Source organism: Faecalibacterium sp. OM04-11BH (assembly GCF_003482185.1).
GTDB classification, from domain to species: Bacteria; Bacillota; Clostridia; order Oscillospirales; family Ruminococcaceae; genus Faecalibacterium; species Faecalibacterium tardum.
Genome location: NZ_QULS01000011.1, coordinates 64,125 through 90,584, shown reverse-complemented (window position 1 = coordinate 90,584; position 26,460 = coordinate 64,125). Strand labels below are relative to the sequence as shown.

The 26,460-nt window shown below is 59.1% G+C and carries 21 protein-coding genes and 1 tRNA gene; 8 read left to right on the top strand and 14 right to left on the bottom strand.

Features of this window, described 5'->3' with window-relative positions; translation table 11 throughout:
• Positions 1–594: 594 nt before the first annotated feature.
• The 3 genes from DXB44_RS10425 (at position 595) to DXB44_RS10415 (ending at position 3,029) form a co-directional block, all read left to right on the top strand.
• Positions 595–1,371 carry a type III pantothenate kinase gene (locus DXB44_RS10425; RefSeq protein WP_112091499.1) on the top strand — a complete coding sequence of 259 codons (777 nt, stop codon included), beginning with the start codon at positions 595–597 and terminating at the stop codon, positions 1,369–1,371.
• A gap of 70 nt (positions 1,372–1,441) precedes the next feature.
• Positions 1,442–1,518: transfer RNA gene (locus tag DXB44_RS10420), tRNA-Arg, on the top strand.
• 149 nt (positions 1,519–1,667) lie between these two features.
• On the top strand, positions 1,668–3,029 hold the full coding sequence (locus tag DXB44_RS10415; protein ID WP_118658682.1) for an MATE family efflux transporter: 1,362 nt from the start codon (positions 1,668–1,670) through the stop codon (positions 3,027–3,029).
• Between the two features lie 71 nt (positions 3,030–3,100).
• Here the strand turns inward: DXB44_RS10415 and DXB44_RS10410 are convergent, their stop codons facing one another.
• The 3 genes from DXB44_RS10410 to DXB44_RS10395 form a co-directional block, all read right to left on the bottom strand.
• Positions 3,101–4,117 carry an ATPase P gene (locus DXB44_RS10410; RefSeq protein WP_118658681.1) on the bottom strand — a complete coding sequence of 339 codons (1,017 nt, stop codon included), beginning with the start codon at positions 4,115–4,117 and terminating at the stop codon, positions 3,101–3,103.
• A gap of 156 nt (positions 4,118–4,273) precedes the next feature.
• Positions 4,274–5,776: a carbon starvation CstA family protein gene (locus DXB44_RS10405; RefSeq protein WP_118658680.1), complete on the bottom strand. Its 1,503-nt coding sequence runs from the start codon at positions 5,774–5,776 to the stop codon at positions 4,274–4,276.
• An 866-nt stretch (positions 5,777–6,642) separates the two neighbouring features.
• Positions 6,643–7,578, bottom strand: a complete 936-nt coding sequence (locus DXB44_RS10395) for a LysR family transcriptional regulator (protein ID WP_055186420.1) — start codon at positions 7,576–7,578, stop codon at positions 6,643–6,645.
• 444 nt (positions 7,579–8,022) lie between these two features.
• Here DXB44_RS10395 and DXB44_RS10390 point away from each other — a divergent pair, with 444 nt between their 5' ends.
• Together DXB44_RS10390 and DXB44_RS10385 are read left to right on the top strand one after the other, a co-directional pair.
• A complete protein-coding gene (locus DXB44_RS10390) occupies positions 8,023–8,235 on the top strand; it encodes a hypothetical protein (protein ID WP_015537056.1) in 213 nt (70 codons plus the stop codon).
• An 11-nt stretch (positions 8,236–8,246) separates the two neighbouring features.
• Positions 8,247–8,786: a histidine phosphatase family protein gene (locus DXB44_RS10385; RefSeq protein ID WP_118658678.1), complete on the top strand. Its 540-nt coding sequence runs from the start codon at positions 8,247–8,249 to the stop codon at positions 8,784–8,786.
• 44 nt (positions 8,787–8,830) lie between these two features.
• Here the strand turns inward: DXB44_RS10385 and DXB44_RS10380 are convergent, their stop codons facing one another.
• The 7 genes from DXB44_RS10380 to DXB44_RS10350 all read right to left on the bottom strand — a co-directional run bounded on the left by DXB44_RS10380 (position 8,831) and on the right by DXB44_RS10350 (position 18,078).
• Positions 8,831–10,180: an MATE family efflux transporter gene (locus DXB44_RS10380; protein ID WP_118658677.1), complete on the bottom strand. Its 1,350-nt coding sequence runs from the start codon at positions 10,178–10,180 to the stop codon at positions 8,831–8,833.
• A 395-nt stretch (positions 10,181–10,575) separates the two neighbouring features.
• Positions 10,576–13,887 carry an SbcC/MukB-like Walker B domain-containing protein gene (locus tag DXB44_RS10375; protein WP_118658676.1) on the bottom strand — a complete coding sequence of 1,104 codons (3,312 nt, stop codon included), beginning with the start codon at positions 13,885–13,887 and terminating at the stop codon, positions 10,576–10,578.
• Positions 13,884–14,492, bottom strand: coding sequence for a DUF4194 domain-containing protein (locus tag DXB44_RS10370; protein ID WP_118658675.1), 609 nt, complete (start codon positions 14,490–14,492; stop codon positions 13,884–13,886). The genes DXB44_RS10375 and DXB44_RS10370 overlap by 4 nt, the downstream gene beginning before the upstream one ends.
• Positions 14,479–15,909 carry a Wadjet anti-phage system protein JetA family protein gene (locus DXB44_RS10365; protein WP_118658674.1) on the bottom strand — a complete coding sequence of 477 codons (1,431 nt, stop codon included), beginning with the start codon at positions 15,907–15,909 and terminating at the stop codon, positions 14,479–14,481. The genes DXB44_RS10370 and DXB44_RS10365 overlap by 14 nt, the downstream gene beginning before the upstream one ends.
• Positions 15,910–16,042: 133 nt before the next feature.
• A complete protein-coding gene (locus DXB44_RS10360; RefSeq protein WP_118658673.1) occupies positions 16,043–16,618 on the bottom strand; it encodes a hypothetical protein in 576 nt (191 codons plus the stop codon).
• A 189-nt stretch (positions 16,619–16,807) separates the two neighbouring features.
• A complete protein-coding gene (locus DXB44_RS10355) occupies positions 16,808–17,353 on the bottom strand; it encodes a hypothetical protein (protein ID WP_118658672.1) in 546 nt (181 codons plus the stop codon).
• A gap of 218 nt (positions 17,354–17,571) precedes the next feature.
• Positions 17,572–18,078 (bottom strand): hypothetical protein, encoded by a 507-nt coding sequence (locus DXB44_RS10350; protein ID WP_118658671.1) that lies wholly within the window; start codon positions 18,076–18,078, stop codon positions 17,572–17,574.
• A gap of 563 nt (positions 18,079–18,641) precedes the next feature.
• On the opposite strand from DXB44_RS10350, the gene DXB44_RS10345 reads away from it, so the two are divergent.
• Positions 18,642–19,313, top strand: a complete 672-nt coding sequence (locus DXB44_RS10345; protein WP_118658670.1) for a hypothetical protein — start codon at positions 18,642–18,644, stop codon at positions 19,311–19,313.
• A gap of 68 nt (positions 19,314–19,381) precedes the next feature.
• On the opposite strand, the gene DXB44_RS10340 is transcribed toward DXB44_RS10345, so the two are convergent.
• Both DXB44_RS10340 and DXB44_RS10335 read right to left on the bottom strand, forming a co-directional pair.
• Positions 19,382–19,708: an acylphosphatase gene (locus DXB44_RS10340; protein WP_242852967.1), complete on the bottom strand. Its 327-nt coding sequence runs from the start codon at positions 19,706–19,708 to the stop codon at positions 19,382–19,384.
• Positions 19,709–19,720: 12 nt separating this feature from the next.
• On the bottom strand, positions 19,721–21,376 hold the full coding sequence (locus DXB44_RS10335) for a putative manganese-dependent inorganic diphosphatase (RefSeq protein ID WP_118658669.1): 1,656 nt from the start codon (positions 21,374–21,376) through the stop codon (positions 19,721–19,723).
• A gap of 251 nt (positions 21,377–21,627) precedes the next feature.
• On the opposite strand from DXB44_RS10335, the gene DXB44_RS10330 reads away from it, so the two are divergent.
• Positions 21,628–22,986, top strand: coding sequence for an MATE family efflux transporter (locus DXB44_RS10330; protein ID WP_118658668.1), 1,359 nt, complete (start codon positions 21,628–21,630; stop codon positions 22,984–22,986).
• A 252-nt stretch (positions 22,987–23,238) separates the two neighbouring features.
• Positions 23,239–23,895 carry a phosphatase PAP2 family protein gene (locus DXB44_RS10325; protein WP_118658667.1) on the top strand — a complete coding sequence of 219 codons (657 nt, stop codon included), beginning with the start codon at positions 23,239–23,241 and terminating at the stop codon, positions 23,893–23,895.
• Between the two features lie 69 nt (positions 23,896–23,964).
• Here DXB44_RS10325 and gluQRS read toward each other — a convergent pair whose 3' ends face one another.
• Together gluQRS and DXB44_RS10315 are read right to left on the bottom strand one after the other, a co-directional pair.
• Entirely contained in the window at positions 23,965–24,936 is a 972-nt protein-coding gene (gene gluQRS, locus DXB44_RS10320; protein WP_118658666.1) for a tRNA glutamyl-Q(34) synthetase GluQRS, read from the bottom strand.
• Between the two features lie 123 nt (positions 24,937–25,059).
• Positions 25,060–26,418, bottom strand: coding sequence for a 6-phospho-alpha-glucosidase (locus DXB44_RS10315; RefSeq protein WP_118658665.1), 1,359 nt, complete (start codon positions 26,416–26,418; stop codon positions 25,060–25,062).
• Between the last annotated feature and the right edge of the window lie 42 nt (positions 26,419–26,460).

Below are 26,460 nucleotides of genomic sequence, written 5' to 3'. Positions count from 1 at the left end.
TACTTATTTTATCACTTTCGCGATAAGTTGTCAAGCACTTTTTTGAGAAGCTTTTGAAGTTTTGTGAACTTAAATCGTTCAGCAGTTTCTCGGTGCTAACCGGAACATTTGAACGTTCATTGGTTCTTTTCAAGGGCTTCCTGCTGGGACTTCAGAAGTCATTCTTTTGTCTCAGCGCTTGGCGCTCAAGTATAATACCACACCCCCGGACGATTGTCAACACTTTTTGACAAGTTTTTTCCAAATTCTTTGCGGAGGGGTAAACACCCTCTCAGGCGCTCCCGCGCCAGCTCCCCCAAAGGGGGAGCCAAGCCGTTAAGTTCATTACTAAAGTATTAGGTATAACGAGGAGGTTTTCGGCAGTGCTCTTGGCTCTCCCTTTGGGAGAGCTGTCACCGCAGATGACTGAGAGGGCGTGCAAGGCTAACGGGTGCTGCCCTTCATCCGGCGCTGCGCGCCACCTTCCCCCGGTGGGTGAAGGCTTCAGCGGTAGCGGTAAGCTTCCAGCTGAAAGCAAAAGCCTTGCGTATCGGCGGCGGGTGCGCTATTATATATTATATACATTATAGAGCGCTGCGAAAGGAGCCCTGACCCATGATCCTCACCGTCAATATCGGCAACACCCACATCACCGTGGGCGGCTACGAACAAGATACCCTTATCTTCTGCGGGCGGCTGCACTCCGACCCCGCTGCCACGGTGGAGGAATACGCCATCCGACTGGTGAATCTGTTACAGCTGTACGGAGCATCCCCGGCGCAGATCGAGGGCGGCATTCTGGGCAGCGTGGTGCCCATGCTCAGCGGGCGGGTGCTGGCGGCCTTACAGCTTTTATGCAAGGCGCGCATCCTGACCGTGGGGCCGGGGCTGAAAAGCGGCATCAAGCTGCGGCTGGACAACCCCGCGCAGCTGGGCGCAGAGCTGCTGTGCGGCGCGGTGGCGGCGCTGGCAGAGTGCCCCGGGCCGCTGGTGGTCATCTCGGCAGACACGGCCATCTCCCTGATGGCGGTGAACGCCAAGCAGGAGCTTGTGGGCGGCGTGATTCTGCCCGGGCCGCAGCTTTCCATGAATGCGCTGGTGCAAAAGACCGCGCAGCTGCCCCAGATCGACCCTGCCGCCCGTGCCTCGGACTCAGTGCTGGGCAAAAGCACCTCGGCCTGTTTGCAAAATGGCTTTGTGCTGGGCACGGCCAGCCTGCTGGACGGTCTGGCCGACCGCTTCTGCGCCGAATTGGGCGCACAGACCGCTTTTTACGCCACCGGCGACCTGCCCCGCTCCATCCGGGAGGCCTGCCGCACCCCCATCCACTACCGCGAGACCCTGATCACCGACGGCCTGCACCGCATCTGGCTGCGAAACCGAAAGGGTTGACGATTTTCGTTTGCATTTTGCATCCCAATGTGTTATACTGTGTTGTACCCACCAAAGGGGTACGGCATTTGCGATCGTAGCTCAGCTGGATAGAGCGTTCGGCTCCGACCCGGAAGGCCAGAGGTTCGAATCCTCCCGGTCGCACCAAGGACTGCTGCACAGGTTTTGTGCAGCAGTCCTTTTTATTTATTTTATCGAATCCATCTTGCAAAAGCGGCATAGTGCCTTATAATAGAGGCTGTGCCCCGGTGTGCGCGGGTACGGTTAGGATGTATAGGATAAAGGGAAAAAAGAGTATGGCTTCTCAAACGAATACGCTGACGGAAGGCCCTCTGGCCAAGCAGATCTTTCTGGTCAGTCTGCCGCTGGCGCTTTCCAACCTGCTGCAGGTGCTGTTCAACATGTCGGACGTGGCGGTGGTGGGGCGCTTTGCCGGTTCCACGGCGCTGGGTGCTGTGGGCTCCACCAGCACGCTGGTGACCCTGTTCACCGGCTTTCTCATCGGCCTGAGCAACGGCATCAATGTGCTGGTGGCGCGTTTTTACGGCGCGCGCCATCCCAAGGACGTGGAAAAGACCGTCCACTCGGCGGCCATCATCAGCGCCGTTGCCGGTGTGGCGTTGCTGCTCATCGGTCTGCTGGGCTCCCCCGCCATGCTGCGGCTGCTGAACACCAAAGAGGATCTGCTGCCCGGCGCGATTTTGTATCTGCGGGTGTATTTTCTGGGTATGCCGGCGCTGGCGCTATACAACTTCGGCAACGCGGTATTCAGCTCCATCGGCGACACCAAAAAGCCGCTGCTCTACCTTTCTATTGCCGGTGCGCTGAACATTCTGCTGAACCTGTTCTTTGTCATCGTGTGCGATCTGAGCGTGGTGGGCGTGGCGCTGGCCAGTGCCATCAGCCAGTGCGTTTCCGCTTTTCTGATCCTGCGGGCGCTGACCCGGGTGCAGGACTGCTACGCGCTGGACCTGCACAAATTGCAGCTGGACCCGGTGCAGGCCAAGAGCATCCTTGCGCTGGGCGTGCCCGCCGGATTGCAGAATGCCATTTTTGCCATTGCCAACCTGTTCATTCAGGCGGGTGTCAACTCCTTTGACTCTTTGATGGTCAAGGGCAACAGCGCCGCCGCCAACGCGGACGGCCTGATTTATGATTGCATGGCGGCCTTCTACATGGCCTGCGCCAGCTTTATGAGCCAGAACTACGGCGCGGGACGGCCTGACCGGGTGAAGAAAAGCTACTTCATCAGTCTGGGCTACTCCTTCGGCGTGGGGCTTGTGCTGGGCGCGGCGCTGTTCTTCTGCGGGCCGGCCTTCCTTGCGCTGTTCACCACCGAGGCGGCGGTCATCGACGCCGGCATGAAGCGTGTAGCCGTGATGGCCTTTGCCTACTGCGTCTCCGCCTTTATGGACTGCACCATCGCCGCCTCCCGCGGGCTTGGCAAGACGGTGGTGCCCACCGTCATCGTGGTGCTGGGCTCCTGCGTGTTCCGGGTGATCTGGGTGTACACCATCTTTGCCCACTTCCACACCATCCCGGCGCTGTACCTGCTGTACCCGTGCAGCTGGACGCTGACCGCGCTGGCAGAGATCGCCTATTTTGCCAGCTGCTACAAGCGTGCCATGGCCATCTTCCGCAAGCCCGCGGCGGCGTAAAAGGAAATATGATATAAAAATTATCCCCCGGGAAAATCTGCGGAGCTTCCCGGGGGACTTTTTCAACTATTTTACTGATAATCGTGGTTGAGGAACAGGGCCTTGATGACCACCACCTCGTCGTATTCCTCCTGCTCCACCTGCACGTCCGCGTTCAAGGATTTCAGGCGCGCCTTGACTGCTTCCAGTGCCTCCGGCACGGTGACGGCACGGCCCTCCTCCACGGCGTCCATCATCTGCTTGAGCACGATGGGGTGGGCGTACCAGCTTTTCACCGGGAAAGCGCCGTGGGGGTAGTGCTTCACATACTCTGCCATGGCTGCCTCGGCCTTTTCTGCACGCTTCATGATGGCGTTGTTGTTATTGTGGGCGGTGGGCAGCATATTGTAGCTGGAAAACAGGAAGATGGCGGCAAAGCCGAACAGCGCAAAGTACACGCCGTAGCTGCCGGTATGGCTGAACACGGAGTACAGGCCGTAGGCCGCCGCCGCAACGCCCAGCACAAAGATCGCCAGCGCCACATAGCGGTACACCGGCTTGCTTTGCAGCTGTGCACGCTTGCGGCGCTGGGCAGCGCTCAGCTCGGCGGAAAGCTCCGGCTTTGCGTCCAGATACTCCTTTGCCCGGCGCAGCACGGTAAGGCTGTGTTGCGCATCCTCGGAAAGCTCCGGCAGCTTGCGGGCGGCCTTTTCGGCGGCCTTTTTCTGCAGTGCCTGCTCTCCGGCGGCGCTCAGCAGGTGCAGCTGCGGCTGCTCCTTGGCAAGCACTTCCAGCAAAGCGTCCACGTCCCGCTCGTCCTTGAAGTTGCACTGCTTCTGCTTGCCGCCGTCGTACTCCACCACCAGATAGGCCATGGAGGCAAACACGCCCTTGCCGGAAAAGCCGCCGGAGCTCATAGCCACCCGCTTGAACACCCGGGTGATGCTGCCGTAGGGCAGATAATAGCGGCGGTCGATGTAAAAGCTGTTCAGGTACAGCGCCTTTTTGCCTACGCCGCAGGGGCCGATCTTGCGGCAGGCTTTTTTGTCTGCCTCCAGCTCCTGCGGGTCAAGCTTTGCCATGCCCAGCTGTGCGGGTTTGAAAATCATGGGTAGTTCCCTTCTTTGCTTTAAATTCTACGCCCCTATTTTCCCACGGGGCGGGGGCAATTGCAAGCCTTGATTTTTAAAAAACAGCGCCCGCCGCTGTACGGTCAGGCAGCGGCGGGCGCAGGTTACTTACGGAAATATAGAGCCGTCAGTTCCTTATGCCTTGGAAGTAGAGCTCTTCTTGGTAGCATGGAGGAACAGAGCCAGCATTGCGATGGCAAAGACGATGCCGATGGGGTAAGCAACGACGGTGTTGTAAGCCACCAGCTTGCCGTCCGCATAGGTGTTGATCATCTTGCCCAGGCACTCGGGAGCCAGCACGAAGTAGGTGCAGGACACAGCGCTCATGAAGGTAGCAGGCACGGCGGTGATCCAGAAGTTCTTCTTCTCCTTGAACAGGTACATGGAAGCAGCCCACAGGACGATCATAGCCAGCGTCTGGTTGGTCCAGCTGAAGTAACGCCAGATGACGGTGTAGTTGATGAAGCCCAGTGCGTTGCCGATGCCAAGGAAGGCACCAACGCCCAGCACGGGGATGCAGAGCTTCAGGCGGTTTGCGTAGCTGTCCTGATCGATCTTGAGCCAGTCGGCCAGGGTCAGACGAGCGGAACGGAATGCGGTATCACCAGAGGTGATGGGGCAGATAACGACACCGATCATAGCCAGTGCCACGCCAACCTTACCCATGGTCTTGAGGCAGACGTCGTAGATAGCGGCAGACTGACCGGCAGCCAGAGCCTCAGCCAGACCGGCCATCTTGCCGTCGGTAATGGTGTACAGTGCGCAGCCGGCAGCAGCCCAGATCAGAGCGATGATGCCCTCGCTGACCATTGCACCGTAGAATACGAAGTGACCCTGCTTCTCACTCTTCATGCAGCGAGCCATCAAAGGCGACTGGGTGGAGTGGAAACCGGAGATAGCACCACAGGCAACGGTGATGAACATGAAGCTCCAGATGGGGGTGTTAGAGGGATGCATATTGCTGAAGTTTGCCCAGATCTCGGGGATGGTGTAGGCGGGGTTGGTGAAGATACCAAAGATAACGCCCACAGCCATGATGATCAGGCAGATGCCGAACAGGGGGTAGATCTTACCGATGATGGCATCAATGGAGATAAAGGTTGCGATGAAGTAGTACACCAGAATGATGATCAGCCAGAACAGAGTGGTGGTCATCAGACCGGACATACCGCCGTTCTTGCACAGGGTAACGATCAGACCTGCGGGGCCGACTGCGAACACGGTACCGACCATGATCAGCAGCACCACAGAGAACACACGCATGATGTTCTGCATCACAGGGCCCAGATAGCGGCCGGTGACCTCAGCGATGGAAGCGCCGTCGTTGCGCTCGCTCATCATGCCGGAGAAGTAGTCATGTACGCCGCCGGCAAAGATGGTGCCGAAGGTGATCCACAGGAACACCACGGGACCCCACAGAGCACCCTGCAGTGCACCAAAGATGGGGCCCAGACCTGCAATGTTCAGCAGCTGGACGAGGAACAGCTTCCACTGGGGCATCACAACGTAGTCAACGCCATCGTTGATGCGCACAGCAGGAGTTTCGCGGTCGTCCGGTCCGAACGTGTTGTCCACGATCTTACCATAGACAAAGTAGCCTACGATCAGAAGCGCCAGACACAGTAAGAAACTAATCATACCAGAAACCTCCTTTTTGATTTCAGCCGCCGACAGCTTATGCCATACTGCGGCTATGACCGATCTCTGGCTTCATGTTAACACCTTTTTCATAATTGTGTTAATATTTTTTAGGTATGGTTCCCATATCAAAAAGTATATAGCTGCTTATTTTATTTGTTTACGCAAACTTTTATTTTGTGGCGATAGTGCGTTTTAATTTATTCCGTTATTTCTCAAATATTTCCTCCCGGGAACGGTCAAGCCCGTCCCCGCCAAACTTTGCGCCGCCTTTTTGTGCACTTTGCTCAATCGTTTGCGATTTTCTCTCCAAAACGTGGAATTTGGGACGAAAAGAAGGGAAATCCGCCCTCTCAGGCGGGGCACCCCTTCCGTCTGCTCCCGTTGGTCGCAGCCACCTTCCCCAAGGGGACGGCTTTCAGCGTTGCCGCAAGCTTTCTCTTTGCTCTTGATACTTTAAGTACCAAGGGCAACGGCGTGCGCCCTCTCAGTCACCTTCGGTGACAGCTCTCCCAAAGGGAGAGCCAAGCCGTTAGCCTCGTTGCTAAAGTTTTAGGTGCAACGAGAAAGCTTCCGCTAGTGCTCTTGCCTCTCCCTTTGAGGAAAGACTTCCCCCGCTCCGGGGGAAGATGTCGCGCAGCGACAAAAGGGGGAGTGTGGATGCGAACGCAGTGAGCAGACGGAGAGGGCGAGGGCGCTCCCTGCCGCGCGACTGTTTCCGCAGGAAACAAGCGCGGCAGCTGCCGTTTGCCTTTACGACCCCTCCCGTGAAAATGCAAAGTCGGGCAGCCCGCAGGCTGCCCGACTTTGCTCTATTATAAATAATTTTTCCGCTGAATATGCGCAAAGCGCACGCGGCGCGCATTTCAGATCTTCTTCCACCCGCTGTCCTTGATGGTGGCATCCGCCTGCTTGTGCAGCAGCTGCACAAACAGTTGCTCCTCCGGCTGCAAAGGCTCCCGCTCCGGGTACACCAGCACGTCCCGCATCTGCTGCTTCTGCGCCGGGCAGCTGTGCAGCGCCAGATGGTACTGCTCCAGCGCGCGCTGCGGCATGGGGGACGACCACATATAGGCCGTGGGCAGATTCTGCAAAATGGAGAACTGGCTGCACCGCTCGTACACATGGATGCGGCGGTTGGGATTCACCTCCCAGCGGGAAGCGGTACTCTCGTCCCCGGGCAGATGGGTGTCGCCGTGCAGCACCTCGATGTAATCGTTCAGCTCGTCAAGGTTCTGCACCTGCCGCCGCGCCAGCGGGCTGTCCTGACTGGTGAGCAGCAGGTAGGAAAACTCCATGATAGGCTCCTGCCGCAGACCGTGGCGCTGGCAGTAGCGCAGGTAGTAGTCCTCGTCCTCGGCGGCGTAGCGCAGCAGCGCCATGTGGTAGCCCTGCCGCAGCACAAAGTCCAGGGCTTCAATGGCGCCGCTCTCCCGGATATGTGCCCGCAGCTGCTCGCTGCGGGCTGCCTGCTGCAAAAAATCCACCGCCGCGTAGGAGGCGTAGGTGGCATGGGTCAGCACTACCCGCAGCTCGGCGCAGCTGCGCTGCTGGTGCGCCTCCTGCTTCAGCTCGTCCACCTGCTGCAGCACCCGCTGCGCCTGCGCGATGAACCGCTTGCCCTGCTCGGTGGGGATCATGCCCGTGGAGGAGCGCTCGAAAATGCGCACCCCGTATTCCTCTTCCAGATTCTTCAGCGCCTTGCTGACATTGGGCTGCGCCGCGTACAGCTGCTTTGCCGCCGCCGACACCGACCCCCATTTCATGATGGCTACCAGATATCGCAGTTCCGTAATATTCATGAACCCCTCCGCATGGTTTGCAGTCGTAACCGTATTGTAGCAATTTCTCCGCGCTGCTGTCAAGCGGGAGTAAACTCCCCCCGGCAGCGTCCTCGCCCTCTCAGTCAAATCCTACGGATTTGACTGCTCTCCCAAAGGGAGAGCCCTTGGCATAGCGGCAAAGTTTTCGGCTAAAACACAAAGTTGCTTGCCCGGAAGGGGTAACCCCGCAGCGCGGATGTTTCCGTAGGAAACATCCGCTGCAAATGCCGTTCGCCTTTGTAGCCCCTCCCGTGAAAAGGCAATTCTGGAAAATCCGCAGATTTTCCAGAATTGCGAATTAAAAATAATTTTTCCGCTGAACATGGCCAAAGCGCACGCGGTGGCCATTTCAAATCGTCCCCCCTTGCACCAAAGCCCCCGGGTGCTATATAATAAGGAAAAACACAAAGGAGGGGCTGTACCATGCCGGAATACCGCGTGCTGCGCATTGACGAGCAGCTGTACGGCTGCGAGGAGCTGCCCGCCGGGCAGCCGGTGCTGTGTGATGTGACCCTGACCGATGCCGCCGGGGCTGCCCGCATTCTGCCCTACCCGGACAGGGAGCTGACATGTCTTGGCATCGACGAGGGAGACACCGTTTGTCTGCTGCCGGACGGCACCCTGCACAAGCTGTAAGGAGTATTTTTATGCACAATATCTATTTCACCCGCCACGGCGAGACGGTATGGAACGTGGAAAATAAGATCTGCGGCATGACCGACAGCCCGCTGACCCCCCGCGGGCAGGAGCAGGCGCGGCAGCTGGGCGCGCTTGTCCGGGACAGCGGCCTGCACATTGACGAGATCTTGTACTCTCCCCTTTCCCGCGCCGCCGACACCGCAAAAGCCATTGCCGCCGCAACCGGTCTGCCCGCCCGCTGCGAGCCCCGCCTGCGGGAGCAGTGCTTCGGCAAATACGAGGGCACGCCCCGGGACGGTGCGGAGTTCCGCATCTCCAAGACCCACTTTGCCGACCGCTATGTGGGCGGCGAAAGCATGATGCAGCTGGCACAGCGCATCTACAACCTGCTGGACGAATTGAAGGCGGACACCGGCAAGACCTATCTGCTGGTGGCGCACAACGGCATTGCCCGGGTGGTGCACTCCTATTTTTACGATATGACCAACGAGGAGTACGCCGCTGCGGGCATCAAAAACTGCCAGCTGGTGGAGTATACCTTTGAATAACAGGAAAGCCGCCGGGGCCCCGGCGGCTTTCCTGTTATTACGCGTCAAACATGACGGTAATGGAATTTCTGGTCTTTTGTCACGAACATATACACGCTCACCGCCAGCGCGGCAAGCTCGGCGGCGGTGACAGCCAGCCACACGCCATCAATGCCCCACAGGGCGGGCAGCAGGAGCAGCGCGGCAAGCTGGAACAGCAGCGTGCGCAGAAAAGAGATGAGGGCGCTGGTCACGCCGTCCCCCAGCGCGGTGAAGAAGGAGGAAGCATACACGTTGAAGCCCATGATGAGGAAGCTCAGCGCATACAGTCGGAAGGCGCGGCTGGTCAGCGCCAGCAGCTGGGCGTCGTAGCCCACAAAGATGCGTGCCACATAGGGAATGAGCACCATGGATACGGCGGTCATGGTCACAGCCACCACGGCGATGAGGCGCAGGCTCTTCTGGTAGAGGTTATGCACCTCGGCGTGGTTGCGCGCGCCGTAATGGAAGCTGACGATGGGTGCGCTGCCCACAGCATAGCCCACGAACACCGCCACAAACAGGAAGGCAGCGTACATGATGACGCCGTAAGCCGCCACGCCGTTTTCTCCGGCAAGCCGCAGCAGCTGGAAGTTATACAGGATATTGACCAGCGACATGGAAAGGTTTGTCATCAGCTCAGAAGAGCCGTTGATACAGGCATCCCACAGCACGCGGCCGTAAAACTGTGTTCTGCACAGGTGCAGGCGACTGGTATTGCCGTGGTCGATAAAGTAGAACACCGGCAGCACGCCGCCCACCAATTGGCTGATGAGGGTGGCAAGGGCAGCGCCCTCCACGCCCCAGTGCAGCATACCCACCATTACCACATCCAGCACCATGTTGGTGCAGCCTGCACCTACGGTGAACCAGAAGCCCAGAAGCGGCTTTTCGGCGGTGACGAAAAAGCTTTGGAACATATTCTGCAGCGCAAAGGGCGGCAGCGCCAGCATCAGGATGCGCCCGTAGCGCACGGCGTAGTCCAGCAGCTCGCCCTTTGCGCCCAGCAACTCGGCGACCGGGCGCAGGAGCAGGATGCCCAGCACGGCCAGCACACTGACCGAGATGAGCGCTGCCCACAGAAACATGGAAAAATAGCGGTCGGCTTTTTTGGGGTCGCCCTCGCCCAGCGTGATGCCTACGATGGCGCTGCCGCCGGTGCCCAGCATAAAGCCGACAGTGCCCAGCAGCTGCGGCAGCGGCATGATGAGGTTGACCGCCGCAAAGGCCGTTTTGCCCACAAAGTTGGAAACGCACAGGCCGTCCACGATGCCGTAGATGGAGGTGAACAGCATAGTGCCGATGCAGGGCAGCACGAACCGCAGCAGGCGGGAATAGGTAAAGTGGTCGGACAATTGGATGGCTTTCTTTGGCATAACTCCTCCTTTTTTGAACTCTGCACATACAAAAAGGCCGGATAAGAACCACCGCTCCGGTGCGTTCCCTCTTCTGCTGCGGCACTACGGCGCCCACAGCCTCCGGGAAGCACGAACAATGACATCTTATCCGGCCTTTCAATTACGTTGAAACAGCCCTCCGATGAGCGAAAAACAGTATAGCAAAGTTTATTTTTTATGTCAAGCCCTGCTTTGCATCATTCTGCCGCAAAGTGTAAAACGCGAAAAAAGAGAACACCCGCTGCGAATGCGGCGGGCGTTCTCTTTTTTGAGCAAGGGTGGGGTGACGATTCCCACATCTCCTAACAATGGGCGACGGCTGCCTGTTCCGTCCTCCGTTGCTCATTTTTATTATAGCATAAAGTGTGTGCTGTTCAAGTTTCTTCATGCTCCGCTGCAAGGCGGACAAAGGGCGCGATGGCGTTGGCGTCGCCGTGGCGGACGATGGAGTAGGTGATATCGCAGTAGGGCTGGATGGCGGTGCTCTTTTCCACGGTGGAGATGAGCAGCACCTGCAATTGCAGGCGGCGGAACAGTTCCATCATGGGGCGGATGCGGTCGCTGGTCATCTTGCTGAAGGCTTCGTCCAGCAGCACCAGACGGATGCTGTTTTCGCTCTTCTGGTAAATTTGCAGCAGGCTGGCGCAGATGGCCACATAGAAGGGTGCCTGATTCTCGCCGCCGGAGGAATCGCGGCTGACGCGGGACAGATACGCCTGCTGCCCGGTGACCTGATTGGTCACCTTGATATCGTAATCCAGATAGGTGCGGTAGTCCACATAGTCCGAAAGGGTGGCACCGGCGGCGGTGCGTCCCTCCTGCCGGGCGCGGGTGTTCTCGTCCACATCCGCCATGATCTTTTCCATCAGTTCGTCCACCTGACGCTCGTAGGCGGGGTCGGCAGTGGCGGCAAGGTTATCCAGAGAGTCGCCCTCGGTCATCTGCTGGTTGCCCTTGTCCACGATGACCTGATAGAACGCCGCCAGCTGCGGGTCGCGGCTGGGCTCCAGCTCAAAGCGGTAGACTTCCTCGCCGTAGGTCAGCTGCTCCATGACCTTGTTCAGCTCCCGGAACTGCCGCCGGGCGTTGAAGATATCGTCCTTCATGCGGAACAGGATATCCTTGCGGAAGCGGTCCTTGCAGTCCCGCTGCGCCTGCTCCAGGCGGGCGGCGTAGCGCTCCAAATCGATGCGCACAAGGCTCTCGTGCTGGGCGCGGTACTGCTCCAGCCCGGCAAGACCCAAGGGGTAATCGCAGACATAGCGCCGGTTGTATTCCCGCTGCGCCGGTTCAAGGGTGCTGTTCAGGTAGACAGTCAGGGCATCGTCCAGCTTGGCCTGTGCCTTTTCGGCGGCCTGCGCGGCGGCGCGGGGGGACTTATCCGGCCCGGTCAGCGCCTGCTGACGGCTGCGGGAGAGCGGCTCCACCAGCGGATGGGCAGCAAAAAAGCTTTCGGCAGCCTGTGCGCTCTTTTCGGCGGTGTCCACCGCCTTTTGCTGCTCCGCCTCACAGGAGGAGATCTGTTTTTCGCATACGCGCAAATCGCCGCCGGTCTGCTCCACGACGGTGCGAGCGGCTTCCCATGCGGCTTCGCGCACCTCTTCCTCTTTATACAGCTGCTGCAAAAGCGGATTCTCGCGGCACTCGGCCAGCTTTGCGGCCTGTGCGTCCACGGCCTCCCGGGCGGCGGTCAGGGCGGCGCGGGCGTCCCACAGAGCGGCAAGTTCTTCCAGCGTTGTGCCGCGCAAAAGGGTCTGGTACTGGCTGTAGGCGGCTTTCAGGTTCTGCTCTGCCTGTGCGGCGGCGCGTACCTCTTCGGCAAGGGCGTTCATCTCCCCTGCCAGTGCCCCGGCGCGGGCGCGGCGGGCTTCCAGACCGATATAGCGCTGCGGGGTGCGCAGACGCTCCAACCGGAAGGGGTGGTGGCGCAAAAGGTCCCGGGTGGCGCTGTCGGGATAGTTTTCCAGCGTGTCGGGGGTGTCGCAGCAGACGATGCGGCGCAGGATAGTGTCGGCGTACTGCGCGGCAAGCGGGTTTTCGCTGGTGACCTGTGCCGCCAGACTGTCGGCAGGAGCAGTGTCGGCGCGGCGGTTGGCCTTGCGCAGACCCGGGGTGTCCAGCAGACTGATGGGGCCGACTTTCTCTTTCAGCGCCACAAAAGCGCTCTTTGCGGCGGCGTAGTGGGCGGGCGGCACAAGGATATCGAACCGGCGGTCGCCCAGACAGGCTTCCACGCAGTCCTGCCAGCTCTCGTCCTCCACGTTCAGCAGCTCGCAGAAGATGCGGGCGTCCGGCTCCATGCCCCGGCTTTTCAGCTCGGCATTCACGGCGTCTCGCACCCGGGTGGCGGCGTCCCCGTGGGGGTACACCCACTTGCCGCCGGATACGGCATCCAGCTCGGCGCGTTTCTCGGTCTGCTGCCGCTGCAGGGCGGCGGTGTGCTGCCGGGCGGCAAAATAGGCTTCTTCCAGCGGCTTTTCCTGTGCGGTCAGCCAGTCGGTCAGGGCGGGCAGGGTTTCCGGGGTCAGGTCTGCCATCTTCTGTCCGGCGGCAAAGCCGCTGCGGCGCAGCACAGCCAACAGGTTGCCGGTCTTTTCGGCGGCTTTTTCGGCGGTATCGGCGCGGCGGGCGGCGGCATCCAGTGCGGTCTGCCGGTGTGCCAGCTCCTCGCTGAGGGCGTCCAGTGCGCGGCCCTCGCCGCTGGCACCGGCGGCGCTGTGGGCGGTCAGGTAGGCGCGGCGGGCTTCCGCTTCGGCGGTCTTGGCTTCGGCGTAGCGGGTGCGCAGCGTTTCCTGCTGGCGGCGTCCGGCGTCCACCCGCTCCTGCCAGACAGCCTTTTCCCCGGCATCGGCAGCAGCTCGCGCCAGCAGGGCGGCGCCCCGGTTCACAAGAGCTTCGGTCTGTTTTTCGGTGGCTTCGCGGCCATAGCGGACGATCTCGTCCAGCGCATCGGCGCGGGTCTGGGCTTCCGCCAGAACAGCGTGGAGGTTTTCCAGCTCCAAGCGGTCACCCTGCAAGGCTTCCAGGTCCAGTTCCGGCTGGGGCAGGATATACTGGTACAGAAACTCCCGGAAATTCGGGATCTCGTCCATGCTGGTGCCCATCTGGAACACCTCGTTGAACTTTTTACCCAGCGGGCTGGCTGCGCGCCCGATGCCCAGTGCGCGGCAGATGCGGTCCCGCGCTTCGCTGGGGCTGCGGGTGTAGGAAAGCCGCCCTTCGGCGGGCTTGAAGTCCTCCTTGGCGCTGGGCGCACCGGTGCGCGGGTCGATAAAGGGCAGCTGCTCCAGCGTGATGCCGTCCTCCGAGATGTACCACGTCTGGTCGCCGGGGTGCAGCTCCTGCATTGGGCCTTCGGACTCCACCCGCACCGCAATGACAAAGCTGGTGTGCTTTACGCTGTCCCAGAACTCTGCCCCGATATACGCCACGGTATGCCCCGGGCGGCGGTAGGCGTTTTCGCCGCGCTGCTTGGCGTGGACAGAGCCTTGCAGGGTGCGTCCGCTCTTTTTATTGCCCAGCGCATTGAAGTTGCGGTTGGTGGTCAGGCAGTAGCGGATGGCATCCAGAATGGTGGTCTTGCCCACGGCGTTCACGCCGATCATATAGGTCAGGCGGGCGCAGTCGAAGGTGGTATTTTCAAAGTTGTGCCAGTTGATGAGCTTTAAGCGCTTGAGTTCGATCATGCTTCACCCTCCCCTGCTTCCATCTCTGCGCCCTCCGGGCGCTCGTACAGGCCAAGCTCGGTGCGGGTGCGGGCGCTCTCGGCGGCGGCATCCGCAAGGTCGGCGTCCGGCAGCGCCAGCAGCACCGTGGGGAACACCTCGATGCGGCTGTCCAGCCCGGACAGCCGTCCCACCGGACGCGCCAGATTGTACCGGCGCAGGGTGCGCATGAGCTTTTCCAGCGTTTGCTGGTCCAGCTTGCGGGGCAGGTTCATCTTTTGCAGCTCTGCCTGCACCTCTTCCACCGTGACCAGCACCTCGTCTGCGCTGGCGGCAAGGCTTTCCCGCTTTTGCAGGTACAAAAGCCGCAGCACCAGCAGCAAAATGCTTTCGTACTTGAGCAACCGTGCCTGACTGCCCTCGTGCTCGTTGACCAGCGCCGCCGCCTGCATGGGTGCGGGGTACAAAAGCACCGCGTAGCCCAAGGGTTTGAACACCGCGCGCACCTCGTTGAGGTGATCCTGAATATACAGATATTTTGCCCGCTGTTCCTCTACGCAGCCCAGCACAAAGCAGTGGTTGAGCAGATAGTTTGCGGTCTCTTCCAGCAGATCAATGGTTGCCATCCGTGTTTACCTCCTTGCGGCGGGTCAGGACAAAATCCTGAAACCGGAAGCCGCCGCGCTCCACCCAGTTTCCGGTCATGGTGATATCATACTCCCGGTGCGGCGACTGGGAATAGGTGTGCAGGCCGATGATGCCTGTAAAATCGTTCGGGTATTCCTCCACAAGGGTGGAGGCGTTCACCTGCCCGCGGGCTGCCAGTGCCTGCCGCGCCAGCAGCGCCACGTTTTCCTCGGTGACGGCAAGACGGGCGTAGTCCAGCAGAAGCTGCTGCTCCTGCCGCAGCCGGTCGGGGTCAAGGGGTTCGGTGCGCACCGGGGCAAGAGGTGCTTCGGTGCGGGGCGCGGCGGGGGGATACAGCGGCTTTGCGCCGAACACTGCCGCCGGGTACAGGTGCAGCCGCGCTGCCACCGGGCCATCGTCTGACTCAAACAGCTGCTCCGGGCTGCGGATCTCCTCCGCATAGCGGCGCAGCAGGGCGGTGACGCTGCCCTGCGCCGAGCGGTCGCTCAGCAGCAAAAACTGTGCCCGCTGCACCGCACGCTTGCGGTAGCGGATGTGGCTGGCGTCGATCTCCTTCATCAGGGTGCTCATCTCTTCCAGCGCGTCCCGCTGCTGCTGGATGAGGGCACGCACCCGGGGTGCAGCCTCGCCGGGGGCGCAGCGCTCCACCCGGGCGTAATCCAGCGCCAGCCGGGGCAGCTGGTTCTGCTCGCAGTCGTCCAGTTCTTCTTCCAGATAGGCGCGGTAATTGAACAGGTTATCGCTGGTTTTAAAGCGATGGTACGCCGCCGCCACCACCTTTTCCTCGTACTGATCGAACAGTTCCAGCACCTCCTGCGGGGTGCGGTTATGGGTCAGGCGGTCGATATAATGCCCGATGGAAGCGTTGAGGGCGCGCAGGGACTTGTTCAAAGTTTCAAGGTCTGCCGCCACCTCCCGCAGCACGTTCTCGTAGGGGCTTTTTTCCTGCCCGATGCTGCCCAGCAGCTGCCACGCCTTATACAGTTTGCCGGTGTAGGTGACCACCCGGGGGTTCAGTATTTCTTCCAGCGCATCCAGCAGCGGGGTGACCTCCGGCATAAAGGCAAAGGTGGGCTCGCTCTCATAACTGCCGGGCTGCTCCTCCAGCCAGCCGGTGCGGCGCAGACGCAGCAGAAAGCCCACCGCCAGCGTGTGGGGGTCGCGGGTGGGCTGCTCGTCCTCATCGCCCGCGCCGTCGGCGTCCAGCGCCAGCGGCTTTGCCAGCGCGGCAAAATAATCCTCGGCGCGGGAGACGGCCTCGGCGCGGGAAATGCTGTAATCTGCCGTATGGCGGCACTCTTCCCAGAGCAGCAGCAAAAGCTCTGCATAAAACGCCCGGTTGGGCCCCGCCAGCGGGCGGAACAGCCGTGGGCTGACCAGTTCAAACAGCTGCATGGAAACGTCCTTTCTGTCTTGGTTCGATACCCTTTTATTGTACCACAGTGGGCGGGGTTTGTCACAAAAAGGCGCAAAAAAGCCCCGGAGGGCGGCCGGGGTGCAGCCGTTCTCCGGGGAACATTCTTACAATTCAGGTATTGGGTTCATTGGTCGCATCAAGAGTGAGCACATAGCAGTAGGTGCCGTCCTTCAGCTTTTTGGCAGAGACGCCGACACCCTTGATCTTGAATTTTTTCGCCTGGCTAATGTAATCTGCGTTCAGCCCCTCAAGGCTGCCGGAAAGGATAGCATTGACCTGCTCCGCTTTCAGGGTCGTCACCGAATAACGGTAGCCGTTCCCTGTCGGGGTGCGCTCTCCGCCGAAGGGAACGAGCGTGACAATAGAATGGTAGTAGTTATTTTTTATTTTTTCCTCTTTATTGCGGAAACGCAGCATCGGCGTATCAATTTCACCCTCGTCCTTGCCGATCGGCAGCACGCCGTCCTCGCCGATCCTATCCAGCGTTGCCTTGTTGAAGGCAGCGGCTTCCTCGGTCAGCTGAACTTCCTCTGCCTTTACTCCAAGAGCCTTGGCGTAGGCTTCAGTAGCCTTCTGTGCCAGCTGATCGGAAAGATCCACATTCGTCTGACCATCGCAGCCCGTCAGCATTGCAAGTGCCAGAACGCCCGCCAGAAGCAGCGTCACAAGACGTTTGATTTTTTTCATAATACATCCTCCAAACAAAATATCTTACAGAACCTTTCCGAAATCTAAAGAACCGGAGCGCTTATGTTTATTTTACAACGCCCGCCTTGCCGCGTCAATGTACAGACCACCTATATTTTTCAGCTATTTTTTGAACGGAGCGCAAAAAGCCCCGGGGAGCGGGGTGCTCTCCGGGGCGGGATGATTCAATTACTGTGCAGCTTTAATTCCAAAGCCGATGGCAACATAGGTCTTGTCACCGATGGTCTTTGCGCCGACGCCCAGCGCGGTAAGCTCGACTTCCTTATTTTGAGAAGCTGCTGCGGCCTTAACAACATCCCAAGTGGCTTTCAGAACGTCAAGGTTCATTTTATCCGGCGTAATAGTCTCTGCCTTGTCCGCTTCATAGTAGAACTTCACATACTTTTCGTTGGTGGACTGCGCCGTGTCGAAGCAGACCATAACCTCATTCACGGTATTTGCACTCAGCTTTTCTGCTTTCCAAAGTGTATCCTTATTCAGAGTCTCTGTACCGCTTACCTCCTGGAGGTAATCGACAGCCAGCTTCTTGATGGCGTCATCGTTATCGAAATTCACACCAAAAGTCTCATTCAGTTTTGCCATATAGGCCTGCTCAACCTTCTTCTCAAACTCCGAGCTGCCGGGGGTGCTGGGCGTACCGCCGCAAGCAGTGAGCATTGCCAGTGCCATGATACCGGCCAGAAGAACGGCCACAAGACGTTTCATCTTTTTCATGTTAGATTCCTCCAAATAAAAAAATTTACATAAGCGATCCATGCCCCAAAAGCCCGGATAGCTTATGTTTATTTTACAGCATCTCCCTCCCCCGGTCAATGTACAGACTGCCTAGATTTTCCAGTTGTTTTTGAGCAGATACGCCAGCCTGTTGGATACAAAAAAGCCCCGGAGGGCGGGGTGCTCTCCGGGGAAAGAAATGTGTAATTATTCTTTACTTATTTGCCCTTGTGGGCGGGGTTCTCGATCTGGAATGCAATCGCCAGATAGGTCTTATTGCCGTCAGCCTGGACAACCACACAAACATGAGACCAAGCACCATTAGCCTTCACATTCACGTCAGCACCGGGAACCTTTTGTCCCACTTCCTTGGCGATAAAGTCCAGCAGGCTGAGCATGATTTTACCATACTCGTATTTCGTTGTTGCAGTGACAGTCAGGTATTGATCTTCCTGACCATCCACATGGACATTTGCCATGAATGTTGCGCCCAAAATGCTGAACTTTGCGTCAGCGATATCCTGATTCAGGATATCCATCGTCTTTTTGCGGAGCGTGTTATCATTCTCGCTTGCGGTCATTACACCCTGCGTCTTGAGAGAGTCGATCATCTTGTTCTCTTTTGCTTTTGTTTCAGCATTGCTGCCGCCGGAACAGGCGGTGAGCATCACCATAGCCATCACACCTGCCAGCAGCAGGGCTACGAATTTTTTCAGGTTCTTCATAAGGGTATCCCTCCAATCAGCTTGTTTGTGGATATGTTTCTTTTTTCCCGAAAGGCTTTCGCAACCATCGTTGCCTTTCTGCCCTGATTATATCCGACAGGTGACGGTTTTGTCAATCGGGAATATCGCTAAACTTCCCGAAACAGTTTCGTTAAAAAGGATGAAAACAAGCGGGATTTGTTGCAGTTTTGGTATATTCTGGAATCAATTCTGTCGACAGTCTACGGAATCTCCGTTTCCCTGCCCCGGCGGCGCGGTTTTGCCGGGTGCGGGGTTACTTAAATTTGGATATATGTTGTGTTGATGGCGTTAACTCCCTCAGTCGCGGCTTGCGCCGCGCCAGCTCCCTCTGGGAGGGAGCCTCTGGCGCGCCCGGAAGCTTTGCACTTTAGCCGGAAACTTTGCCGCCATGCCAAAGGCCCCATCTCCGAGGGGGCTGGCATCGAGCGCAGCGAGATGACTGGGGGAGTTCTTTTCCCCTTTATTTTGCCTTTTTACACATTTTCACCACGTTTTAGTGGTAAAATCATGTCCAGATTGAAATGAACTTGGAGGAAGTACCCATGCAACACTGTCCCGCCCGCGCGGCACAGCGGCTGGCGGCGGCAGTTCTGGCGCTGGTCTTGCTGCTGTGCGCCTTTTTGCCCCGTGCCCACGCCGCTGCGCTGAAAGAGAAAAACGGCATCCGGCTGCTCAGCTTCGACACCAGCCACATCCTTTCCATCGGCAACCAGACCTCCGGCAAGTGCAGCCTGTACGCGCTGCGCTACGCCCGCACCATTCTGGACGGCAAGGTGTGCTCCGGCAGCGGGATGTGGTCGAACGGGGCGGTGTGGTCCGCAGCGGGCTACACCGGGTACTCCGGCACCCGCGCCGAGTGCCTGAAAAAGCTGTACAGCGAGCTTTCCGCCGGGCGTCCGGTGATCGTGCACCTGAAAAACACCACGGTGAGCGGGGTCAAAAGGCACACGAACCGCACCTCTACTTATGAGTATCACCTGACTTCCTCCGGCTGGAGCGAGGTGAACTACCCCCACATTGCCACCAGCAGCACCTACGGGCACTGGGTATGCGTGGCGGGCATCTCCCCCACCGCCGACCCGGAAAACCTGACCGAGAGCGATTTCTACGCCCTCGACCCCGCCCGGGTAACGGCAAATGGACGGCTTGCCGTCACCCGCCTGCTGGATAATACCCTGTGGGTGGAAAACTCCCCCCTCAAGGTGCTGGGGTAAAAGTATAATATGATAGAAACAGAGCGCCTGACACTGCGGTGTCAGGCGCTCTGTTTCTATTCAGTTCCTTAATACCCCTTTACCGAGAAGCCGCGCTCCCACGGGTCGGGCGGGATATTCTTGCTGCGGATGCCGGTGATCTGGATATAGTCGCTTTTCTGGATCATGGCGAACAGGGAGATGAATTTATCCGGGTCGCCCTGCACTTCCAGCGTCACGCTGCCATCGTCCTCGTTCTGCACCCAGCCGGTCAGGTCAAGGGTCTGCGCGGCGTACCGCGCCCGGTAGCGGAAGCCTACCCCCTGCACCTGTCCGGTGATGATGTAGCGCCGCCGCTCCGTGCCTTGTGGCAGTGCGGGCGGGGTGCGATCTTTTTTGGAAAGAAAATCAAACACGGCAGTGTCCCTTTACAGCTCCTGATAAGCGGTCATCAGGGCGGGGATGAACTGCTTTTTGCGGCTCACCACGCCCGGCAGCGTCCAGCTGCCATCAGCACCGGGCTGGATCTCGAAGCCATCCGTCAGCACCCCGGCGGCGTAGCGTCCATCGCATATAACCACGCTCTCTTCCTTGGGCACATCGGTCAGCAGCATGTAGATGTCCTCCACGTTCTGCTTGTTGCGTGCCTCTTCCAGATAGGGCTTCAGCAGCGCTTCGGCGGCGGTCAGGTTCTTGCGGGTCATGTAGCTGCCCTGCGCCACGCCAAAGCGGATATCACCGCACATGAACACCTTGAAGTCCTGCAAGAACACTTCCTCGGCGGTCTTGCCGTCCAGCTTTTCGCCGGCTTCAAACATTTCGTTGGCAAACTCGTTGATGTCTACCCCCGCGATCTTTGCCAGACGGGTGGCGGCGTTTACGTCGATGGGGGTGCAGGTGGGGCTGCGGAACACCAGCGTATCCGAAAGGATGGCAGCCAGCAGCAGACCGGCGGTCTTTTGCGGGATGGTCACGCCGTTTTCATCGTACATCTGGGTGACGATGGTGGCGGTGCAGCCCACCGGCTGGTTGCGGAAGTACACCGGGCCGCTGGTCTCCAGACTGCCGATGCGGTGGTGGTCGATGATCTCCAGAATCTCGGCCTGGTCGAAGCCCTCCACCGCCTGTGTGGCTTCGTTGTGATCCACCAGAATGATGCGGCGCTTGCGCAGGTTGATGATGTTGCGGCGGCTGATCATACCGCAGTACTTACCGTCTGCATCCAGAATGGGGAAATACCGGTGGCGCACCTTTGCCATCACGCGGGTGACGTCTGCCACCGGGGTGACGAGGGTGAATTTCATGATATCGTCCCGGGTCATGTAATAGGAGATGGGCGCACACTGGCTGATGAGCTTTGCCGCCGCGTAGGTATCGCAGGGGGCGCTCATAATGGCTACGCCGGTCTCGGCGGCAATGTGCTGGATGGTGCGGCCTACCTTTGCGCCGTTGCAGATGATGATGAGGGAAGCTTCCTTCTCGATGGCGCAGAGCTGGCTTTCGTAGCGGTTGGTCAGGATGACGATATCACCCTTTTCCATGCTGCTTTCCAGCATTTCCGGGGTGGCTGTGCCGATGCGGATGTGGCCGGTGGTGCACTCTGCGTCCTCACTGCCCACCACCATAGTAGCGCCCAGCGTTTCCAGAATATTGCGGTAGCTGGTGCGGCTCTTGGCAAGGATGCTGGTGTCGAACAGGTCCATGTTGGCGGTGGCGATATCCTTCACCGTGATGACGCCCTGCAGTTCGTTGTCCTCGCTGGTCACAGGAAGGGTGTCGATCTTCTGGTCGCGCATGATCTCCCACGCCTTGCGCAGACTGGTGGAGCCGGAGATTCCGGGCACCTGCCGGTAATCCACGTCCCGGATCTTAGGGTTGACGTCGGTGCACATCCGGGGCGGCGTGACCCCGAACTTTTTCAGCACAAATTCCGTTTCCTGATTCATCTTGCCCGCACGCCGGGCTTCGCAGACCAGATCACTGGTCTTATTTTTCAGCTCTGCATAGGCAATGGCAGAGCAGATAGAGTCGGTGTCCGGGTTGCGATGCCCGATGACCACGACCTTATGCGCAGTTTGCTGCATACTGTACCCCCTTATGGGTCCTCAACTTCTTATCATATATCATATCATTTACCAAGGCAGCGCCCCTCTCCTGCACAGCGGGGCGGGCTGCAACCTTATTTTAACACAACTGCGCCCATGGGTAAAGGGCACGAAACACGGCGGGCTGTTGCTTTTTGACACTTTCTTGTATACAACCTCTTGCATTTCGACAGCTTCCGCTGTATGATAGAAGCATTCGAGCTTTTTTGTCATTTGCAACGGAGGACAGCATGAAATCGTCCAAATTCACATCCACTCCCCTGTTTCCACGGCAGGCGCTGGTGGCGCTGCTGCTGCCGCTGATCGCGGAGCAGGCGCTCAGCGTGACCATTGGTCTGGCCGATACCCTGATGGTGTCCTCGGTGGGCGAAGCCGCCGTATCCGGCGTGAGCCTTGTGGACAGCTTCAACACCCTGATGATCCAGATCATGAGCGCACTGGCCACCGGCGGCGCGGTGGTCACCAGCCAGTACATCGGCCATCAGGAGCCGAAAAACGCCAAGGCGGCGGCTGCGCAGATTTTATTCGTGCTGTCCAGTTTCAGTGTGCTGGTGGCGGCGGTGGTCATCGGCGGGCGGCACGCCATCCTGCGGGGCATCTTCGGCTCCATTGATGCGGACGTGATGCACTACGCCGAGACCTACTTTCTGCTTTCGGCGCTGAGCTACCCCTTCATCGGCCTGTACAACGCCGGTGCAGCGCTGTTCCGGGCGCAGGGCAACAGCAAGATCAGTATGCTGTCCAGTCTGGTGATGAACGTGGTGAACATCGGCGGCAACGCGGTGCTGATCTACGGCTTCGGCATGGGGGTCATGGGTGCGGCGCTGGCAAGCCTTGTGTCCCGCGCCATTGCCTGCGCAGTAGTGCTGTATCTGCTGCAAAAGCCGGACTGCGCCCTGCGGGTGGACAGCCTGCGGGCGATGGCGCCGAACGGCGGGCTGATCCGGCGCATCCTGCGGGTGGGCATCCCCGCCGGCATCGAGAACGGCATGTTCCAGATCGGCAAGCTGTCGGTCTCCAGCCTGACCTCCACCCTTGGCACGGCGGCCATTGCCGCCAACGCGGTGGCCAATACCACCACCACCTTCCTAAACATCCCCGCCAACGCCGTGGGCATGGCTGCCCTGACTGTGGTAGGCCAGTGTCTGGGTGCGGGCGAAAAGGAGCAGGCTGTGTACTACTCCCGCCGCCTGATGCTGACCGCCTACTGCGGCGCGTGGGTGATGAACCTGTCGGCCTTCTTCTTTGCCAACCGGTTCGCGGTGTCCCTGTTCAACCTCTCGCCGGAGGCACAGGCCATGGCGCTGAACATCATGGTGTGGTTCAATATCGTTTCCCTGTTCGTGTGGCCGTCCAGCTTTACCCTGCCCAACATCCTGCGCGCCGCCGGTGACGCCCGGTTTACCATGACCGTGAGCATCGTGTCCATGTGGGCGTTCCGGGTGGGCTTCTGCTATCTGGCCGTGCTGTGCTTCGGCGGCGGGCTGCTGAGCATCTGGATGGGCATGTATCTGGACTGGGTGTTCCGCTCGCTGTGCTTCTATCTGCGTTTCCGCCGGGGCAGCTGGCTGGAGCAGAGTGTGATCTGAATTTTTGGTATCCCCCCCTTTCCCGGTCTGTAAAGACCGGCGAAAACGGGGTGGATTTTTTCTTTTTGCAGGAAAGCGCCGCTTTGATTCGTATTATCAGCAGAAGAGCGATGGTATTTTTTACAGGTTCCACAAATTATTTTTTCAGCGCTTGACAAAGTTTTCACCTTTCGTTCTTGCAATCTTCATCGTTCGGGCGTATAATTTCTCAATGCTATCGAGTTCTGCTCTTCTGCAAAAGGAGGCTATTCTATGAAACGCAGCTGGCTTGCGCGCCACCCGGTCGGGTTTATGGCGCTGTATTCTATATTTTATCTTTCTGTTTTTCACTATCTGGAGGCAAACGTCCCCCTGCGCAGCATTCTGGTGCACTGCCGTCTGGACGATCTGATCCCCTTCTGCAAATATGCGGTGATCCCCTATTTTGCATGGTTCGTATGGATCCCCTTCACCCTGTTCTATCTGCTGTGGAAGGCCCCGCGGGAGGACTTCTGGCGGCTGTGCCTGCCGCTGTTCTCCGGCATGACCATTGCACTGGCGTGCTACGCAGTGCTGCCCACGGCGCTGGACCTGCGCCCCTACTGGGTGCCGGGCAGCGACGTCTTTGCCCGGGTGGTGCGCTTTTTGTACCGCACCGACACCGCCACCAACGTGTGCCCGTCCATCCATGTGTTCAACTCGGTGACGCTGCTGCTGGCGTACTATCGCAGCCGCATCTTTGATGCGCCCCGCCGCCGTTGGATGCGTCCCGCAGCCGCTGTGCTGTGCGTTTCCATCGTCTGCTCCACCGTGCTGCTCAAGCAGCACAGCTGCATTGACGTAGCCTTGGGTGCGCTGCTGGCACTGGCGTTGGACAGTGCCTTTACCGCTCTCGAGCGCAGCCAGCTGCCGCAGGTGCGGAGAGCCTAAGGAAGAAAGAAAAAGCGACTCCTGTCAGCGCCTTTGGCGCTGGCAGGGGTCGTTTTTTCATTTCCTTTTTTAAAACAGCCCCTCGGGCAGGCAGATATCCTGCTTGGGGACTTTTGTCCACGCAAAGTCCGGCACAAGGCTTTCCGGGGTGCGGGGGGCAGGCTCCGGCTGCAAGCCGTAGGCATAGGCAAGCTTACCGATGATCTCCGGGGCGGTGTATTTTGCCCGCAGGTTTTCAAGGCTCTGGTCGCCGTCCCGCTTGGACAGCCGCCGCCCGTCCGCTGCCAGCAGCAGCGGGCAGTGGGCAAAGCGGGGCGGCTGCAAGCCCAGCAGCCGGTACAGGTACAGCTGCCGCGCCGTGGAGGAAAGCAGGTCTGCCCCGCGCACCACCTCGGTAACGCCCATGCGGGCATCATCCACCACCACCGCCAGCTGATAGGCAAACACGCCGTCTGCCCGGCGCAGATAGAAGTCGCCGCAATCCCGCAGCAGGTTCTCGGTGTGGGTGCCCATGCAGCCGTCCGTAAAGGTGATGGCCTCGTCCGGCACTATCAGGCGGTAGGCAGGGGCTTTCTTTTTGCGCTTTTCCGCGATCTCCTCCGGCGTCAGTCCCCGGCAGGTGCCCGGGTAGATGACGTTGCCATCCGAGGTATGGGGTGCGCTGGCGGCGTGCAGCTGGGAGCGGGAGCAAAAACAGGGGTACACCAGCCCCCTCTGCTCCAGCTTGCGGTAGCTTTCGGTATAGATGTCCCCGCATTCGCTCTGGTAATAGGGCGCGTGTGCGCCGCCGGTGCTGCCGCCCTCGTCCCATGTAAGCCCCAGCCATGCAAGGTCCTGCTCCAGCAGGTCGGCGTAGACGCGAGGGCAGCGCTCGGCGTCCAGATCCTCGATGCGCAGCACGATGCGTCCGCCCTGACTTTTTGCGCTGAGCCATGCCAGCAGGCTGCACGCCAGATTGCCCAGATGCAGCCGTCCGCTGGGGCTGGGCGCAAAGCGCCCGGTGATCGGGCGGTTTTGGGATACAGGGACTTGGTTTTGCATGGGTGTGCTTCCTTTCGCTTTTACTGGTTTTTTCTCATTATAAGCCCTTGCTGTGCAAAGGTCAATGCGCACAAAAAAGCCGCCGCAGGCGGCAATGCCTGCGGCGGCTGTAAGGTCGGCTGCTCAGTGCAGCTCCGGCCAGTAGCCCTTGTTGGCTTCGATCATATCGTCCAGAATGGCCTTGGCAACGCTCATGCTGGGCACAGTCTTGTTCAGAGTAAAGGCCTGCAGCACCTTCTCGTAGCTGCCTTCCACGCAGCCCTCTACCAGCAGCTTTTCGCTGTTGAGCTGCTGCATCATCAAGCCCTGCTGGAACAGCGGGATGTTGTCCCGGGCAATGACCTCCGGGCCGTTTTTGCCGATGTAGGCGGGCAGCTCCACCATTGCGTCATAGGGCATATTGGGGATAGCGCCGCGGTTCTCGGTGATGATGAGGAAGCGTGCCTTGGTGTCGTTCTTCAGCGCAGCGGAAAGATCTGCGATCCAGTCGCCGTGGCTGCCGGCATAGAAGGTGTTGGCGTCCACCTTGCCGGTCTTGAGGTAGTGGTCGATGCCATCGAACAGGTTCTTTTCGCGGGTCTCCTCCACCTCGTTGGCGCGGGTGTGGTTCGGGTCCGAGTGCTCCACGAACTCCTTGGCCTGCAGATAGTAGTTCAGGTAGGTGTTGGGCAGGTACTCCGGGAAGTTTTCCATGATCTCGTACTCGCCCTTCCACACATAGTACCAGCTGCCCTTGGTGTGGCGGTTCTGGCTGCTGGAGGAGGTCAGGGCGCCCATGCCCTTGAGGTAGCTTTCCGGCAGAAGGATCTTGTTCTCCTTGATGTAGGCGCGCAGCTTGGGCATCAGATCCTCGCCGTGGTACTGGATGGAGGTGAACCAGCCGAAGTGGTTCAGGCCGAAGTAATCGTAAACGATCTCCTTCTTGTTCTGGATGCCCATGGCAGCTGCCACCACGTCAATGATGGCGATGGGCATATCGCAGATGTTGATGATCCGTGCCTTCGGGCGCAGCTTGCGGCAGGCTTCGGATACGATGGCGGCGGGGTTGGAGTAGTTCAGGATCCAGTAGTCCTTCTTGGCATACTTTTCCACGTCGTCGATCAGCTTGATCATGGGGAAGATGGTGCGCATTCCGTAGGCCATGCCGCCGCAGCCGCAGGTCTCCTGTCCCACGCAGCCGTGGCGCAGAGGGATCTTTTCGTCCTGCTCACGCATGGCGTAGCCGCCCACGCGCATCTGGGCAAACACAAAAGAGGCATCCGTGTAAGCCTGCTGCACATCGGTGGTGACCACCAGCTTGATGTCGGTATTCAGCTCCTTGTGCAGGACCCAGTCCACCACAACGGCAACCTTATCCTGCCGCTCCTTGTTGATATCGAACAGACGGATCTCGTCCACTTCCAGTTCTTCCCGGCGCAGGGCGATGGATTTGACGATACCGGCGGTAAAGGTGCTACCGCCGCCAGCAATGGTAATGACCATAGTATAAACGCTCCTTTTTTGTATTTTTCAGGTTAGCCCGGC